Consider the following 16168-nt stretch of genomic DNA (forward strand, 5'->3'; position numbering starts at 1 on the left):
GCTTATGCGGTAATGAGTAATCATACGCACCTGGTATTACACGTAAACAAAGAGAAAGCAGACGCACTAAGTACAGAAGACGTGATTCAACGTTGGCATAAACTTTACAAAGGCACATTAATCTCACAGCGCTACTTATCACCAGATTTACGTAAAGAATTACATGAAACCCAAATTAAAACGGTTGAGTTAACGGCTGAAGTATGGCGTAAAAGGCTATTTGATATCAGTTGGTTTATGCGTGCACTGAATGAATACATTGCCAGGGCCGCAAATAAAGAGGACTACTGTACTGGTCATTTTTGGGAAGGACGGTTTAAGTCACAAGCGCTATTAGATGAGTCAGCCCTTGCCGCCTGTATGGCTTATGTTGATTTAAACCCAGTACGAGCAAAGATGGCCAAAACTCCTGAGGCATCGGACCATACCAGTATTAAATACCGTATTAACGCAGCCAGGCTGGGCAAAACACCTAAAAGACTTATGCCTCTTGCAGGCAACCCAAGACAAGAGATGCCACACAGTTTACCTTTTACCCTTCCAGACTATTTACAGCTTGTAGATGTAACCAGCCGATATCTTCATCCAAACAAGCGCGGCAAGGTTCAACATAACCTCCCCCCTATTTTAGAGCGTCTCAATATTGAACACGAACATTGGATAACATTAACCACGCAATTTGAAACCTGCTTTAAGCACGCCGCCGGCAAAGTAATTCACCTAGAGCAATACGCGCAGAATCAACATCAGCAACGGGTTCAGGGCCGACAAAGTGCAATGCGATTACTTGGTTAACTTTGCAGTTTAATAGAAAGTAAGACAGGCACTATATGTATACATCTCTACATAACAATTCTGGGCTTGTTAACAATCTATTTTTTTACAATGCGCATCCCTATGCGTATAGTTAATATGTAGAACAGTTTGGAGTGATAGCATGCAAGATTTATATGACATTCATGCCCCAAAAAAAGCGACTAACTTAAGCTTGAACAGCGACTTATTACAAAAAGCTAGAGACTTAAAAGTTAACCTGTCTGCAACTTTAGAACAGGCACTTAAAGACAAGTTGAAAAGTGTTGAAGAAGAAAGGTGGAAAAAAGAAAACAAAGCTGCCATAGCTGCCTACAACGAGTTTGTTGCTGAGAACGGCTGTATAGGTGATGAGTACAGGAACTTCTAATGGCACAGTTTGATGTTTACAGAAACCCAAGCTCAAAAACAAATAGAGCTTACCCCTTTCTTGTAGATGTTCAAAACTCTGTAATTGACCAATTAGCAACAAGGTTAGTTGTACCGCTGACAAAGAATAAGACTACAAATAGTCTTTATATGAAAAATCTTACGCCGGAGATAGAATTCGAAGGGGAGACACACCTATTCCTGACTCAACAACTGAGTTCCATACCCGAAGATGTGCTACAGGACTGCATCGGTTCTTTGGCGCAATCCCGTGAATTGCTAATAGGTGCAATAGACTTTGCTATTACTGGAATATAGCCTTTCTATAAGAGATTCTGACAGGTGGGCATAACGACGTAATGTCGCTAGAAAAGTAAAGCGATGAGCTAGTACATATTACAGAGCTTTATAGTGCGAGTACTCGTCGCTTCCGATATCTCCGGTACCACCACCATCGGAATTGCCGTGGTCTGACGACATTACATAAACATGCCTGTCTCGTTTAGTATTTTATTTTGGAGTGTATGGTGGAAGAACTTCTCCACTTGTTAATACAACAACCCTATAAATTTTATCACTTTCAACTCCTCGTTCTGTTATATCGCTAGCCTTTGCAAGGCTAATTAAATAATACCAAACATTAGAATCAAATGAATAACCTAACCGTAATTCAAGTCCGATTAATTGAAGTGCGCCTTCAGGTTTATAAAATTCCTTGGCTTTTAAAACAGCATTTTCGATTGTAAGTTTAGGATTACCTTTACCATCCCAAGCTTTATCAAAATCAAACTGATTTCGCCACAAGGTGAAGTTGGCGGGCTTTCCTCTTGATTGAGTACCTATCAAGTAGAAATAATCCTCTCTTTGTTTACCATCACTACTCTCTTTTTGGATAACTATCAATTCATCCTTAGCATAAGCCGTTGAAGGAAGTGCAAGTAAAAACATAAAAGAGATTAGTGGTAGTAATTTATTCATTTAATTATCCTTAATTAGAGAGTTTATAAACATGCCTGTCTTTTTTAGTAGTAGTGTTTTTAGTGCTAAGCTTTTCTTACTCATTATCACCAGAGTCGTCTTCATCTTGAGGTTTATTTAGACGGTTTATTAGATCATACCTTTCTAGGGTATTTTTATAGCTATCGAGATTAATATTTTTAGTTAAAGCGTCATATTTTTCAAAGATATCTTTATACTTTTCTAAATTCGATTGCTTAGTTAATAACTCATATCTTTCTAGCTGTTTAGCTAATTCTTCATTTGGTTTATTAAGAGCATTGAACCGCTCTATATCAATCGCTAGTTTGCTGTTTTCAAATGCGTTTCTATACTTGTCTGAGTTAAGTATTTCTGAATCAATAATCTCTCTGTATCTTTTATTTTGTTTTTCAGAGAGTTTTATCAAGTTGTTAATTTTAGATTCATGTATTGATGAGATGTGAGAAGTTTGCGCATCAATTATTGAACTTTCTTCAACTTTGACCGCTTTATAAGATTCTCCATCAGCCATAAACATTGATGTACTGTACATATGGAAGGCATCTATATTTGATTCGGAATAAATTTCAGCTTGAAGCTCAGCTAAAGGCCCGACAACTTTTTTTCCATTGGAGTTAATTTTATACCACCAATCTTCTTTGGCATCGTCAGTAACAAAAACGACATTTTTTATATTTTCGTCATTTGCCTTAGCTATTAATTGCTTCCAAAGAATTAGATCCCCGTATTGCCTTTCATAATTTAAACCATCGTAGTGAAAGCTCTTATCTTCTTCCTTTTTTGATTTTCCAGAGTCCTTAAAGCCTGGAGGAATTTGATTTTTGAAACGAACAGCTCCCTCTTTATAAAGGTCATCAAGCCAATTCTGGTTTTCAGGTTTACTTCCAACTTTACCATCAAATAGTTCGTTTATTTGATCTCGAATTGCATCGTGGGAGCGAACACAAGGTTGATTACTGTTCCAATGCAAGACTGATTTTTTGTAATTCCCAATACTCTTGTTAATCTCTTTTTCAAGTTTTTCTGTATTCTCAAAAAGCTTTGGAAAACGTCTTTTAAGCGCTAATTGTTCAAAATCACCTTTAAAAACATTTTGAATTTTTTCTAGGTTATTTTCGATATCATTGAAAATGCTTTTTTCATTTTTAATAACTGTTAACCGGCGCCTCTGATATTCCAATCCTGCATGATATGGTATCCATAAATTATCTTTAATCGACTCAAGAATATTAAAAAAGTCGTTTCTAGTTTGCATCGCATAACCATATAAGTTTAAAAGAACATTAGCGTCAAAAGCGAAAAGAGTTTGTTCATCTTTCCATAGTTCTTCTAATTTTTCTTGGTTTACGTTATGAAAACCTTTAAATACATTCTTCATCTAGTTCCTTTACATTTTGATGAAACGCCACATTCTGAAAAAAGCCTAACGCCGCGTTCAGCGGCCTGTCCGCTGCAATGCCTTGTTAGGTGATTTATCAAATTCTCGCATGTCATAAACTGCTACATGCCTAAATATACCCAAGTTGTATTCTTTAATGTACTCCCCAAGCTGTCCTTTATCTACTTCCAACTCGTGGGTATTAAGAAGGTAGTGAACATATTCAGGTAAACGTTGTTCCTTTGCTTCACTATCTATGGAAGGGAAGTACTCTTCAAAGTAACCTCTGAATGCTATTGGGCAGCAGAAAATACAGTGAAATGGGTTACTTACACTCAGTAGGTCATTCTTAGAAACTTTTTTCCGTGCTTACCATCGGCAAACTCTTCGACCTTTTTTGCATGAGCCATAAATACGCCGCAATCTTCAACATCATTATGAAGGCACATTGCTTTTGTTTTTTCGTCTGGAAGACTATAGAACATGTAAAAGGGGAGTTTAGAGCTTGAGCTTGAGCTTGCATATGTTAGCAAGGTGTTCATTTGATTCTTTGTATTTTGCGGGTAGTTAAGCTTATTAACATAGGCATCGTAAGGTTTGACGAACTTTTTCGCTTGAAAAACCAATGGATAACTTATATTTCGACCAACGAGCCAAATTTCCATTTCAAAGTCAGCGCCAGTAACTTTATTTTCTTCCTGTTTTGTAAAAGATGAAACATTGATTGATTTAAATTTCTTGTTTATTGAAGCCCACTTCCATAACAAAAAGTCTGTTATAGATTCTTCTCCAACACCGCCTACGTTCATTAAAAATTCTTTGACTTCACGAGTAACTGACTTATGCGCTTGGCAATGATCCATATTTATTTCACCTAGACACAATGACTCCCTGTAAAAGTGCTAGCCCCCGCATTTTCGTGGGTTAACTTTTCAGCCAGAGCCATAATTAGTTTGTTCAATACTAAATCAATTTGGAGGCTAGCATGAACAAACATAGCATGATTTTTATAGGATTGGATACGCATAAGGAGTTTCACGAAGTAGCTTATTGTGAAGAGCAACGTGGAGCGACGCCCGTTCATTATGGGCGTATTCCCTCGTCAAAGGTCAGTGTCAAAAAGCTTATTCGTCAATTTGAATCGAAGTATCCTGGTGCAACAATTCACGTTGTTTATGAGGCTGGCCCTTGTGGTTATTGGATTTATCGTCTGATAACAAGCTTGGGGCATTGTTGCTATGTTGTGGCACCGTCTCTTATCCCGAGAAAGCCAGGGGAGCGAGTTAAAACCGACCGTCGAGATGCGCTTAAGCTCGTTAGGTCACTAAAGTCTGAAGACCTTACACCCATCTACGTGCCCGAGCCGGAAGATGAAGCTGTGCGGGATTTATCTCGAGCTCGAGAAGCAGCAATGAAGGATTTAAAAGAAGCCAAGTACCAGCTTAAAGCATTACTCTTGCGAAATAATATACGCTATGAAGGCACCGCCAACTGGTCGAAGAAACACCTTCGCTGGCTCACGGAATTGATATTGCCTCACCCGGCCCAGCAAATTGTCTTACAAGAACAATTGCAAACCATAGAAGAGCGTATCCGGCGACTGGAAAGGCTCGACAATGAGTTAACCCACCATGTGCACCAATGGCGCTATTATCCGGTAGTGAAAGCCGTTCAGGCGATGCGAGGCGTTCGATTGCTCGTTGCTGTTGGCGTGGTAGCAGAACTTGGCGATTTAAACCGCTTCGACCATCCAAGAAAGCTCATGGCTTATCTGGGCTTAGTTCCCAGTGAACAATCATCAGGTGGAAAGCGACACTTAGGAGCCATTACAAAAGCAGGAAATGGCCGAGCAAGGCGTTTACTGATAGAGGGGGCGCACAGCTACCGTTATCCGGCTAACATCTCTACTGAATTACAGTTAAGGCAGGAAGGCTTACCTAAAGACATCGTCGATATCGCTTGGAAAGCACAGCTTCGCTTGTGCAAACGCTACCAGCGCATGAGTAAAAAGGGTAAACACTCAATTTAATCATTACCGCGATAGCCAGAGAAATGGCGGCATACATCTGGGCTATTGCAAAGGAAGTGGTACTCACGCCGGTAAACCCAAAATTAAGACTAAGCCGAGTGCCTGCATGAAAAACGAGTTTGAGCTAACGCATTTGGATCAGGCCGCGGGATGTGGCACAACCTACGAGAGCGTTATGATGGCAGCAATCTAACGGTTGTTGAACCACGAGCCTAGACTGATGAGAAGGTGCTACGGCGGAACATGTAAGGTCAGCTCTGCTTATTTATTGAATAAGTAACCTACGAATACCAGCATAATAACCGACGACATTACTGCCTCATCCGGTGCGTTAGCTCATTTATTTTGAGTAATAAAGAATACTAATTATGGGCTGAAAGAGTGTCAGGGAAGCATTCGTTCAGGGTTGACAAAGGGAGTCATACCAACGCCCCAAGCAGGGGCAATAACACGTAGGATAAAATACGGAACGAAGTGACGGGAGCCTACGTGTTAGTGTCCCGCTGACTTGGTTTGTTATGCTTATTTCGGAACGATCCTAGCTCGAGGAATATGATAATCTGGTTCAATTCCGTTTTTCTCGAAGTAGATACCTGAATAGTGTAGCCATATCAGCTTAAAATTTGTTAACGCATCATAGAACTCATTAGCTTTTTCTACGGAATAAGTTGCCATGAAATCCGTATCACTACGTTTAGGGATTAAAAATTTAGGGTTAATTTTCTCTATACCTATTAATTCTCTTTCTTCTTTAAAATCTATTGGTTTAGAGTGCGTGACTGCGTTACGAAAAGAAATCATTTCAGTAATCGTTTCACGATTTTTGGCAACGTCTGGATTTGATGTATCTGCTTCGATTCGAGAAAATAACCAATCAGTTTTTCCCTGTAGCTGGCTATTCATAAACCTTTTCAATTCGGTCCCTTTAAAAATGGTTTTTCCACAAGAATTGAGTTTAGATTCTAATGCGAAGCAAGAAAAAGCCATTGAGGGAATGATCTTCTGAAACCTTTGACCTTCTCGGGCTGATTTAATCTCTTTCAACAAACATACAGCTATGCTCGCTAAATACTCATCGTTAAAAAATGTTGATTCTACAACTTCTTTCAAAAGCTACCTCCAAGAAGCCTAACATTTAAATTAAGCGGACCCTAAGAACCGCTTATCATTTTTTATGCATTGTATTTTTTAACTACAAAGTAACACATTGATGAACACATATTACGCCCCAAACGAACGAACTCTTCATGACTAAAACCAAGCGGAATATGTGCCCCATTGCTAACAAAGGTAAATACAGCCGCAAGAGCTTTTTCTTCATTTTGATCTATGAAACTAACAGATTTTAGATATGCAAGTGACGGGCCCCATGTATTTCCACTGCCTGTAGGGCTAAACCCTTTTGAGCATGCAATTTCCCTAACCAGTGTTTCAAGCGCAATACGAATATTCGTTAAGCTTCCGTTGTAATCAGGCTGGGCTTTTACAAAGTCATCAGCAGAAGCATTGATAGATCGCTTCACATTATTTCTATTTTGTAGAGAAGAGTTATCAAGCTCTTTCAGCAGAGCATCCTCTACCAGCTCGTGTCCTTTGAAATTTGGGTCCAGCGATTCAATGGCATCATTTTCAATCTTGTAACCATCTAGCAATAGAGATTGCTTAAGGATTGAGTACTGATCGTCAAATTTGTACTTCGGAGATGTTTGGTTCCGCAGTGTTTTATTGGTTTGAATAATTTCGATAAGCATCTCGGTCAGAGTATCTTCTGATGCAACCGTAACTTCATTGCTAATTCCGGCAGGCGAAGAAGCCATTTGAGGGTCCAAACCAAACTTATCTAAAATCACATAGACCGTTGGCTTTTCTATTACTCCCAAAAGCTGACTTAATGAAAACTTAGTTCTTCTAGATACCTGCATATGTCCTCAGACTCTTGTGATGCCTAACAATTTACTCGTCCCCAAACCGTCATGCTAATCCATACCACTCAGGGGCACTTCTCCTTTTTACTTCTCACTACTCTAAACCATAACCAACAGAAAAATAAAGAAAAACCGCACTGCCGCTTATTACCCACATATCAAATACACCAATCAGCACACAAAAGCTAATACTGCATTCCCGCCAAATAAACAAAAAAAGCCAGCATAAGCTGGCTTTCAATACACTAAAACAAGTTTCGTCCTAACTGAAAACTACTTCCCCTGCCTAGCAGCCAACTTCTCCAACTGCTCGTCAGTAGCTGGAAGCTGGTGTTTCTCTTTCCACTCTGAATACGGCATTTTGTATACCACTTCGCGTGCGGCTTCGTAGCCGATATCAGCGCCCTGCTCGCTTGCAGCGGCCGAATACCATTTTGCTAAGCAGTTACGGCAGAAATCGGCCAAAATCATCAGGTCAATGTTCTGAACGTCTTTATTCGCGTCTAGGTGTTCTACTAAGCGGCGAAATACTGCTGCTTCTACTTCGGTTTGCGTTTGCTTATCCATTATCTAATACCTCTAAAAAAGCGTTTTTCGTTATGGTTTGAATGTGTGGGTTAACGGATGAAACCCAACCCGCTATCTCTTTTATAACCTAAAACGAAAAAAGGGAGCCAAGCTCCCTTTTTACTTATATACAGCTAACTAGGTTTAAAACCTAATCGGCATTACTCTGCGTCGTCAGACTTAGGCGCAGGCTTTTCTAGAAGCTCTTTAATGCTTAGGCGTACACGGTTTTGGCGATCGATTTCCATAACCTTAACGTCAACCATTTGGCCTTCTTCTAGGTAGTCAGTTACTTTGTTCACACGCTCGTGAGCGATTTGTGAAATGTGAACAAGACCTTCTTTACCAGGAAGTACTTCTACAAACGCACCGAAGTCTACAATACGTGTAATCTTACCGTTGTAAGTCTTACCAACTTCAATTTCAGCCGTTACTTGCTCAATCTTGCTAATAGCGATGTCTGCTTTCGCACGCTCTGTCGCGAAAATTTTGATAGTACCGTCGTCTTCAATCTCGATGTTAGTGTCAGACTCTTCAGTAATTTGACGGATCATTGCGCCGCCTTTACCGATAACGTCACGAATCTTGTCTTGGTCAATCTTCATTGTGTAAATGCGTGGAGCAAATTCACTTAGCTCTTCACGGTGACCGCCAATTGCTTCGTCCATTACGTTAAGAATGTGCAAACGTGCTTCTTTTGCTTGTTTAAGCGCGATTTGCATAATTTCTTTAGTAATACCTTCAATCTTAATGTCCATTTGAAGTGCAGTAATACCTTCGGTAGTACCCGCTACTTTAAAGTCCATGTCGCCAAGGTGATCTTCGTCACCAAGAATGTCTGAAAGTACAACAAAGTTGTCGTCACTCTTAACTAGGCCCATTGCGATACCCGCAACAGACGCTTTAATTGGAACACCTGCATCCATAAGCGCTAGTGAAGTACCACATACCGACGCCATTGATGATGAACCGTTTGATTCTGTGATTTCAGAAACCACACGTACTACGTACGGGAATTCTTCTTCACTTGGCATTACTGCTTGAATACCACGCTTCGCTAGACGACCGTGACCAATTTCACGACGCTTAGGCGAACCAATCATACCTGTTTCACCAACACAGTATGGAGGGAAGTTGTAGTGAAGCATGAAACGGCTGTCGCGCTTACCTTGAAGCTCGTCAATCATCTGTGCGTCACGCTCTGTACCAAGCGTAGCAGCTACAAGTGCCTGCGTTTCACCACGAGTAAAAAGTGCAGAACCGTGAGTACGAGGAAGAATACCTGTCGCTACGTCAAGTGCACGGATCATTGCTGGGTCACGACCATCGATACGTGGCGCGCCAGATAGAATGCGTGAACGTACAACGTCAGACTCAAGGTCGTGAAGAAGGTCTAGTACTTCTTTCTTGTCTTGTTCTTCGTCTTCAGCAAGGATAGCTTCTAGTGCTTTTTCAGTTGCTGCAGTTACTGCGTCTTTACGCTCTAACTTGTCAGAAATCTGGTAAGCCGCAGTCATTTCTGCTTCAGCTAGTGCTTTAACTTTGTCTTTAAGTGCAGTGTTTTCTGCTTCTGGTGCCCAGTCCCACTTCTCAGTGCCAACTTCAGCAGCAAATTCGTTAACTGCGTTAACTACAGTTTGCATTTGCTCGTGACCGAACATAACCGCACCTAGCATAGTGTCTTCAGAAAGCACGCTTGCTTCTGATTCAACCATAAGTACTGCGCCTTCAGTACCCGCAACAACAAGGTCAAGCTCGCTTTCAGCTTGCTCTTCTGCGCGTGTATTTAGAATGTATTCACCGTTGCTAAAACCAACACGAGCCGCACCGATTGGGCCGTTGAAAGGAATACCAGAGATAGCAAGGGCTGCTGAAGTACCAATCATAGAGATGATGTCTGTAGGGATATCTGGGTTAGCAGACATTACAGTAACAACAACTTGTACTTCGTTTTTGAAACCTTCTGGGAATAATGGGCGGATTGGACGGTCGATAAGACGTGCAATCAGTGTTTCACCTTCAGATGGACGACCTTCACGCTTGAAGAAACCACCTGGGATTTTACCCGCAGCGTACGCTTTTTCTTGGTAGTTAACAGTAAGTGGGAAGAAGTCTTGATCTGCTTTGGCTTCTTTTTTACCAACTACTGTTACCAGTACAGACGTATCGTCCATGCTCGCAAGAACCGCAGCTGTTGCCTGACGAGCAATTACACCCGTCTCTAGAGTTACAGTATGCTGTCCATACTGAAATGATTTAGTAATAGGAGTCACTATTTGTCCTTTAATTTCAATCTTTATTTTATCGCTTTTAAACGCGGCGCATAGTATAGCCATGAAGTAGCGTTAATACCATGGTCAAATGCAGCCCCGCGCGGAATTTGTCGTGTTATTTGGTCATTAACCGCTACCACCTATAGCACCATGACTATATGAAATATCTGTGAAATTTCAATTATTGACTATATTTTCATCATACTGACACAAAACAGCGTATGCTAGAACAAAAAGCGAACAAAGTAAGAACTTAAATAAACATCACGTGCGACCAATGCGCAGAAGTGATTAACCACAACAAGAACGTCTAATATTAGTGTGCTAAAGGAGATAACCATGTTGGTACTTCGACTTAATAAAGCAGGCATGCCACAAGAGTGGATAGATGTTGAACAAGCCGCAAAGCTTTACAGTCAAGATAAGGTGCTATTTGAGCTAGGTAGTGATGCTATTACGTTAAAGGGAGGCTGGAATCACGAAGGACTCCAAAGTCAGCTTACCCTGTCTAGTATTATCGCGTGCGACGGCAAGGTAACAGATTTATCTGGCAAAGTTGCCCTTACTAATCGCTATTTGTTTAGGCGCGATAGCTACCTGTGTATGTACTGCGGCAATAAGTTTACGCCAAAGCAGCTTACCCGAGACCACATTATCCCCCGCTCTCGCGGCGGAAAAGACAGTTGGACGAACGTTGCCACGGCTTGCCAGCGGTGTAATCACGCGAAAGGTGCTAAAACACCAGAAGAAGCCAACATGCCCCTACTCGCGGTTCCGTTTAGGCCAAATGTGTACGAGCGTTTTTATTTAATGAACAGGCGGATTTTGGCTGACCAAATGGCCTTTTTACAAGGCCACTTCACCAGCCACAGAGAATGGACGTGCTTAGAATAGACGCTATAGCGTACCGCTAGTAGTTGTCTGTGCGTCGGGCATTGCTTTAGCTTGGTTTTGCACCGAAGAGGAATCGCTGTGCTGTGCATGAAGCTGGCGCTGCTCTTCTTTTTGCGCTTTGAACCACAGACTTAACCAATCTGAGCACATTTTGTGCTCTAACTCGTGAGCTTCGGCTGTAGGGCAAAACAAGCTTACCTTTACCACCACTTTGGCAAGTTCATTGGTTTTAATCTCAACCTCTGGGTCGATGCGAATAAATTCTTGCTCTAAATGACGTTCAATTAGGCCTTTGTAGCGCTCTGCTACATCGCGGAAATATTCACAATGTGCCTGTGCCCTGGCATGAAACGCTGGAAGCAAACTATAGGCGTTAACAGAAGGCTCGTTCACTATTTCAAATGAATGCAAACGGTAGCGACGCATGAAGTTAAGGTTACGCACAGTTTGAGTTACAAGCTGACTATTAGGCACGTACACGTGTTTACCCGTGTAGTTAAAGCTTTCAGGGTCTACTTCTAAAAGCGCTGTCTTTGCCCAGTCCATTTCTACCACTTCACCAATGATGTTGTTCATTTGGATCCAGTCGCCTACCCTGAATGGCCGAGCGCCCAAGTAGTAAATGAACCCCATAAAGCACTGAATAAACTCGCGGGTTGCCAACACAATGGCCACCATAAAGGCAGCAATGGAGATTGCCAGTGTTTGGATTTCAGAGCTCCACACCATCATTAACACAATAATGATAAAGGCATTACCCAGCTGCTCTAGGATATTGATTTGGTTTCGGCGGTCTTCGCCACGATGAGAACTAATGCGCCTGATAAGGCGCAACACACCCTTTTTAAGAAAGAGCAGTACAATTAAAAGTACTAGAGATGTCAGCAGTTTATAATCATTGGCAAAACTTATAAATTGATGCCATAACTGCGCGGGGTCTATCACAATCTCCATGTAAGCTCCGTCTGTACTCCGAGGGTAAATATTTGAATAGGCGAAAAAAAGCGCCGACGAATGTCAGCGCTTTTAATTATGAAGCATGTAAACTCGTGGCACAATGCCGACCAGTTAAAACATCTTTCTATTAATCGCGAATTTGGCCTTCGCCATTCACTAAATATTTCTCTGAAGTCAACGACTCCAAGCCCATTGGGCCATAAGCATGTAGCTTAGTGGTTGCGATACCAATTTCTGCACCTAAGCCAAGCTGGCTACCATCAGAAAAACGTGAAGAGGCATTAACCATTACTACACTTGCATCAACTGCGCGTTGGAATAACTTGCTTTTTTCAGCATCTTCCGTGCAAATTACTTCAGTGTGGTTACTACCAAATTGCGCAATGTGGTCAACCGCTGCTTCGAAATCGTCAACTACACGGATAGCGATTTCAAGGCCAAGATACTCTTCACCGTACGCGTCTTCAGAAATAACGTCAGCACCATCAAAGTACTGGCTACCTTTGTCGTTTACGTGAACCTTAACACCCTTTTCTTTGAATGCATCGGCCACTTTAGGCAGAAAATCACCCGCAACGGCTTGGTGTACAACTAAGCCTTCTAAGGCATTACATACGCCAGTACGCTGTGTTTTACCATTTAGAAGTAGCGCCATGGCTTTATCTAGATCAGCATCTTTGTCTACGTAAAGGTGACACACACCTTTAAAATGCTGAATTACCGGCACTTTAGCGTTGTCAGTCACGTAGTTGATTAGACCTTCACCACCACGTGGAATAATTACGTCAATGTAATCACGCTGCTCCATTAGCTCTTGCATTAATGCACGATCTGGGTTCGGAACTACCGTTACCAGCGCTTTTGGTAAATTGTGCTTCTCCAGCACGTCTTGCATAAGCTCAGCAATGGCTAAACTCGTATCTAGTGCTTCTTTACCACCACGTAATATCACTGCGTTACCCGATTTAAAGCACAGCGCGCCTGCGTCGGCAGTAACATTAGGTCGTGCTTCATATATCATGCACACAACACCAAGCGGTATACGCATTTTCTTAATCTCAATACCGTTTGGACGTGTACCGATAACGCGCTCTTTACCCACAGGATCGTCAAGTTCAACAATAACTTCGATGCCTTCAGCCATGGCTTCAATACGCTCATCGTTTAGGATTAAGCGGTCAACCATCGCTGCGTCTAAGTTATTCTCTTTGGCGCGCGCGACTTCCTTTTCGTTTACTTCAATAATTTTACTTTTGTTTGCACGAATTGCCGCGGCCATATCAGTTAACACCGCGTTTTTCTGGCTTTCACTTAAAATAGCCAGTGTACGTGCAGCTTTTTTTGCCTGTTGTGCTAACTCTGTAATAATGCTCATTCTTTCTCCAGATTTGCTATGTGCTGATCAGAAATAATTGGCCCAGTCTTTTCCTCAAACTCATGGGCGAATTCTTCGTTTTCCTGATTCGCAATGAAATTCAATAAACAGCTACTGTAATTCGACTTGGCTTTTACCAGTTTAGTACCGTCTTCTTTACGTACTAGAATGGTGTCGCCTACCGAGAACTCACCTTTCACGTCAATAATTTCGCTACTTGTCAGTTGCTCTGCGTCGCCAGCTAAAGAGGCGTCAAAGTCCCCTTCTACTATCACCTCACCCTGCGCGTTTGACGTATGGCGCATCCAATGCACATTCTCTTGCATTGGCTTGGCGTGAGGTTTGAAATGCGTGCCTGGGTTTTCACCTGCTAGCAGCATATTAAACGACAGTTCAGTAAAGCCGTTAATAATATATGTATCTATACCATGCGAAACGGCTTTTTCGGCCGCTTCAATTTTAGTGCGCATACCACCGGTGCCTACACCGCCTTTTACCGCACCGCCAGCCATGTCATAAATGCTTTGATCAATGGTATTAACTGATTTAAGCAATTGTGCGTCGTCGTGTTCATGCGGGTTTTTATCGTACAACCCATCAATGTCTGAACAGATGATAAGTGCATCTGCTTCAGCTGCCGACGCCACCATGGCCGATAAATTATCGTTATCACCCACTTTCAATTTGTCGGTGGTAACGGTGTCGTTTTCGTTAACGATAGGCAGGATATTGTTATCCAATAAACTGAATATCGTTTCACGGATACTTACGTAACGCTCTCTGTCTCGCAAATCAGCATGCGTTAAAAGCATCTGAGCAGACGGAAAATCAAACAGTCTGTCCCACGTGGCAATCATTTCGGTTTGACCCGCTGCTGCCATTGCTTTTTTAACTGCAATATCTGACTTTTCTTGCTCTGGAAACAGGTGCGCGCCTGCTGCGACAGAACCAGAAGACACGAGTACAACTTGTGTACCGTTGGCTCTGCATCGCACGATAAATTGCGCAATGCTCAAAAGGTAATGACTGCTACAACCTTGTTGGTTGGGCGATATCAATGCACTACCCACTTTGATGACTACGCGTTTCCAATTTGGATGACTCATAATAAACTTTTTAACCTTAAGATTGTTGATTTGCTAATTCTTCACTGGCTTGCGCGAATGTTGCTTGTACGTTTGACGATGGGTTTTCGCTAAAGCGACTTACCACATAAAGCGTTAACGTACTTACCGCAAACCCTGGAATAATTTCATAAATAACGCTGCTTAACGTTTTACCGTCAGCTAAAACGGGCGCGTAAATCCAGAACAGTACGGTTACCGCACCGCTAATCATGCCCGCCATTGCCGCTTTCGCTGTTAGGTCCTTTTTATACAGACAAAACAGTACTAACGGACCAAATGCTGCACCAAAACCTGCCCAAGCATTACTTACTAAAGATAAAATTGTGTTCGACGCATCCATGGCTAATAACAATGCAACCACGGCTACACCTGCTACACCATATCGGCCAATTGTTACCGTTTGCTTTTCAGTCAGCGCCTTGGTTGAAGACTTTTTATTTACCATTACGCGGTAAATGTCTTCGGTTAACGAACTTGCGCTAACCAGCAGTTGCGACGAAATTGTACTCATAATAGCGGCTAAAATAGCGGCCATTAAAAATCCACTGATAAGTGGGTGGAACAGCAATTGTGAGAAAATAATAAATATCGTCTCAGGGTCGTCGACAGCAAGACCAAACTGATTGGCATAAGCAATGCCTACGAATCCTGTTGCCAGTGCACCAATGATGGTCACTAACATCCACGACATACCAATATTTCGCGCTGTGCCAATGGCATTAACAGAACGAATTGCCATAAAGCGAACAATAATGTGCGGCTGTCCAAAGTAACCTAAGCCCCAACCTAAACTCGATAACAACCCAACAATCGTTAGCGTTTCTAACGATTCAGAAAAACTGGGTACAGATTGATAAGCGGCGCTTGTCATTTGCGACACGCTATCGAACTCGGTAAACGCGACGATTGGAACCAGTACAAGCGCCACGAACATAATGCACCCTTGCACAAAGTCCGTAAGACTTACTGCCAAGAAACCACCAAGTAGTGTATAAGACACCACTACACCCAGCGTAATAAATAGGCCTAACTGATAATCGACCGAAAACGCGCTTTCAAACAACTTACCACCTGCAACTAACCCGGCAGAGGTGTATAGCGTGAAAAACAGTACGATAATCACCGCTGAAACAATGCGTAAGCTTGAGTTAGGCGTATTAAAACGCTTGGCGAAAAACTCAGGCACAGTCAGCGAGTCGTTCGCTACTTCGGTATAAACGCGAAGTTTTGGTGCTACTAGTAAATAATTGGCCAACGCACCTGCAACCAACCCTATTGCAATATAAACCGCATCGAAACCAGTTAAGTACATTGCACCTGGTAAGCCCATTAGCATCCAGCCAGACATGTCAGACGCACCCGCAGACAGTGCGGTTACTTGAGGGCTAACTTGTCGCCCTCCCAAAATATAACCAGAAATATCACTGGTAGATTGTCGGTAAGCAAACAACCCTATCCCTAA

At 42.1% G+C, this 16168-nt stretch carries 15 protein-coding genes and 1 pseudogene; 5 read left to right on the forward strand and 11 right to left on the reverse strand.

Going from position 1 to position 16168, the window contains the following annotated elements; translation table 11 throughout:
- The 3 genes from QVA83_RS01750 to QVA83_RS01760 form a co-directional block, all read left to right on the forward strand.
- A partial coding sequence (locus tag QVA83_RS01750) for a transposase (protein ID WP_287498067.1) occupies nt 1-795 on the forward strand: 795 nt, incomplete at its 5' end.
- A 142-nt stretch (nt 796-937) separates the two neighbouring features.
- Nucleotides 938-1183, forward strand: a complete 246-nt coding sequence (locus QVA83_RS01755; RefSeq protein ID WP_039220515.1) for a type II toxin-antitoxin system CcdA family antitoxin — start codon at nt 938-940, stop codon at nt 1181-1183.
- Complete coding sequence (locus QVA83_RS01760) at nt 1183-1500, forward strand: CcdB family protein (RefSeq protein WP_287498068.1); 318 nt, start codon at nt 1183-1185, stop codon at nt 1498-1500. The genes QVA83_RS01755 and QVA83_RS01760 overlap by 1 nt, the downstream gene beginning before the upstream one ends.
- A gap of 192 nt (nt 1501-1692) precedes the next feature.
- Here the strand turns inward: QVA83_RS01760 and QVA83_RS01765 are convergent, their stop codons facing one another.
- From QVA83_RS01765 to QVA83_RS01775, 3 genes are all read right to left on the reverse strand, one after another.
- On the reverse strand, nt 1693-2160 hold the full coding sequence (locus QVA83_RS01765; protein ID WP_069944281.1) for a hypothetical protein: 468 nt from the start codon (nt 2158-2160) through the stop codon (nt 1693-1695).
- Nucleotides 2161-2236: 76 nt separating this feature from the next.
- Entirely contained in the window at nt 2237-3559 is a 1323-nt protein-coding gene (locus QVA83_RS01770) for a PIN-like domain-containing protein (protein WP_156078325.1), read from the reverse strand.
- Between the two features lie 335 nt (nt 3560-3894).
- Nucleotides 3895-4422, reverse strand: a complete 528-nt coding sequence (locus tag QVA83_RS01775; RefSeq protein ID WP_156078324.1) for a DUF6615 family protein — start codon at nt 4420-4422, stop codon at nt 3895-3897.
- A gap of 122 nt (nt 4423-4544) precedes the next feature.
- Between QVA83_RS01775 and QVA83_RS01780 the strand changes: the two are divergent.
- Nucleotides 4545-5698: pseudogene (locus tag QVA83_RS01780) on the forward strand (IS110 family RNA-guided transposase).
- A gap of 412 nt (nt 5699-6110) precedes the next feature.
- Here the strand turns inward: QVA83_RS01780 and QVA83_RS01785 are convergent.
- The 4 genes from QVA83_RS01785 to pnp form a co-directional block, all read right to left on the reverse strand.
- Nucleotides 6111-6698 carry a hypothetical protein gene (locus QVA83_RS01785; protein WP_156078320.1) on the reverse strand — a complete coding sequence of 196 codons (588 nt, stop codon included), beginning with the start codon at nt 6696-6698 and terminating at the stop codon, nt 6111-6113.
- Nucleotides 6699-6760: 62 nt separating this feature from the next.
- Nucleotides 6761-7510, reverse strand: a complete 750-nt coding sequence (locus tag QVA83_RS01790) for a hypothetical protein (protein ID WP_156078319.1) — start codon at nt 7508-7510, stop codon at nt 6761-6763.
- A gap of 276 nt (nt 7511-7786) precedes the next feature.
- Nucleotides 7787-8080, reverse strand: a complete 294-nt coding sequence (locus QVA83_RS01795; protein ID WP_156078318.1) for a DUF1244 domain-containing protein — start codon at nt 8078-8080, stop codon at nt 7787-7789.
- Nucleotides 8081-8241: 161 nt separating this feature from the next.
- Nucleotides 8242-10353, reverse strand: a complete 2112-nt coding sequence (gene pnp, locus QVA83_RS01800) for a polyribonucleotide nucleotidyltransferase (RefSeq protein WP_039229711.1) — start codon at nt 10351-10353, stop codon at nt 8242-8244.
- A gap of 339 nt (nt 10354-10692) precedes the next feature.
- On the opposite strand from pnp, the gene QVA83_RS01805 reads away from it, so the two are divergent.
- Nucleotides 10693-11247 (forward strand): HNH endonuclease, encoded by a 555-nt coding sequence (locus QVA83_RS01805; RefSeq protein WP_014949384.1) that lies wholly within the window; start codon nt 10693-10695, stop codon nt 11245-11247.
- 3 nt (nt 11248-11250) lie between these two features.
- Here the strand turns inward: QVA83_RS01805 and QVA83_RS01810 are convergent, their stop codons facing one another.
- The 4 genes from QVA83_RS01810 to putP all read right to left on the reverse strand — a co-directional run.
- Entirely contained in the window at nt 11251-12201 is a 951-nt protein-coding gene (locus tag QVA83_RS01810; RefSeq protein WP_287498069.1) for a mechanosensitive ion channel family protein, read from the reverse strand.
- Nucleotides 12202-12331: 130 nt separating this feature from the next.
- Nucleotides 12332-13579: a glutamate-5-semialdehyde dehydrogenase gene (locus tag QVA83_RS01815; protein WP_156078317.1), complete on the reverse strand. Its 1248-nt coding sequence runs from the start codon at nt 13577-13579 to the stop codon at nt 12332-12334.
- On the reverse strand, nt 13576-14685 hold the full coding sequence (gene proB / locus QVA83_RS01820) for a glutamate 5-kinase (RefSeq protein WP_014949381.1): 1110 nt from the start codon (nt 14683-14685) through the stop codon (nt 13576-13578). Before proB ends, QVA83_RS01815 begins: the two co-directional genes overlap by 4 nt.
- A gap of 16 nt (nt 14686-14701) precedes the next feature.
- Nucleotides 14702-16168 (reverse strand): sodium/proline symporter PutP (putP, locus tag QVA83_RS01825; protein WP_287498070.1); only part of this gene is annotated, 1467 nt, incomplete at its 5' end.

Source organism: Alteromonas sp. AO-Serp (genome assembly GCF_017849675.1).
In the GTDB taxonomy this organism is placed as follows: domain Bacteria; phylum Pseudomonadota; class Gammaproteobacteria; order Enterobacterales; family Alteromonadaceae; genus Alteromonas; species Alteromonas macleodii.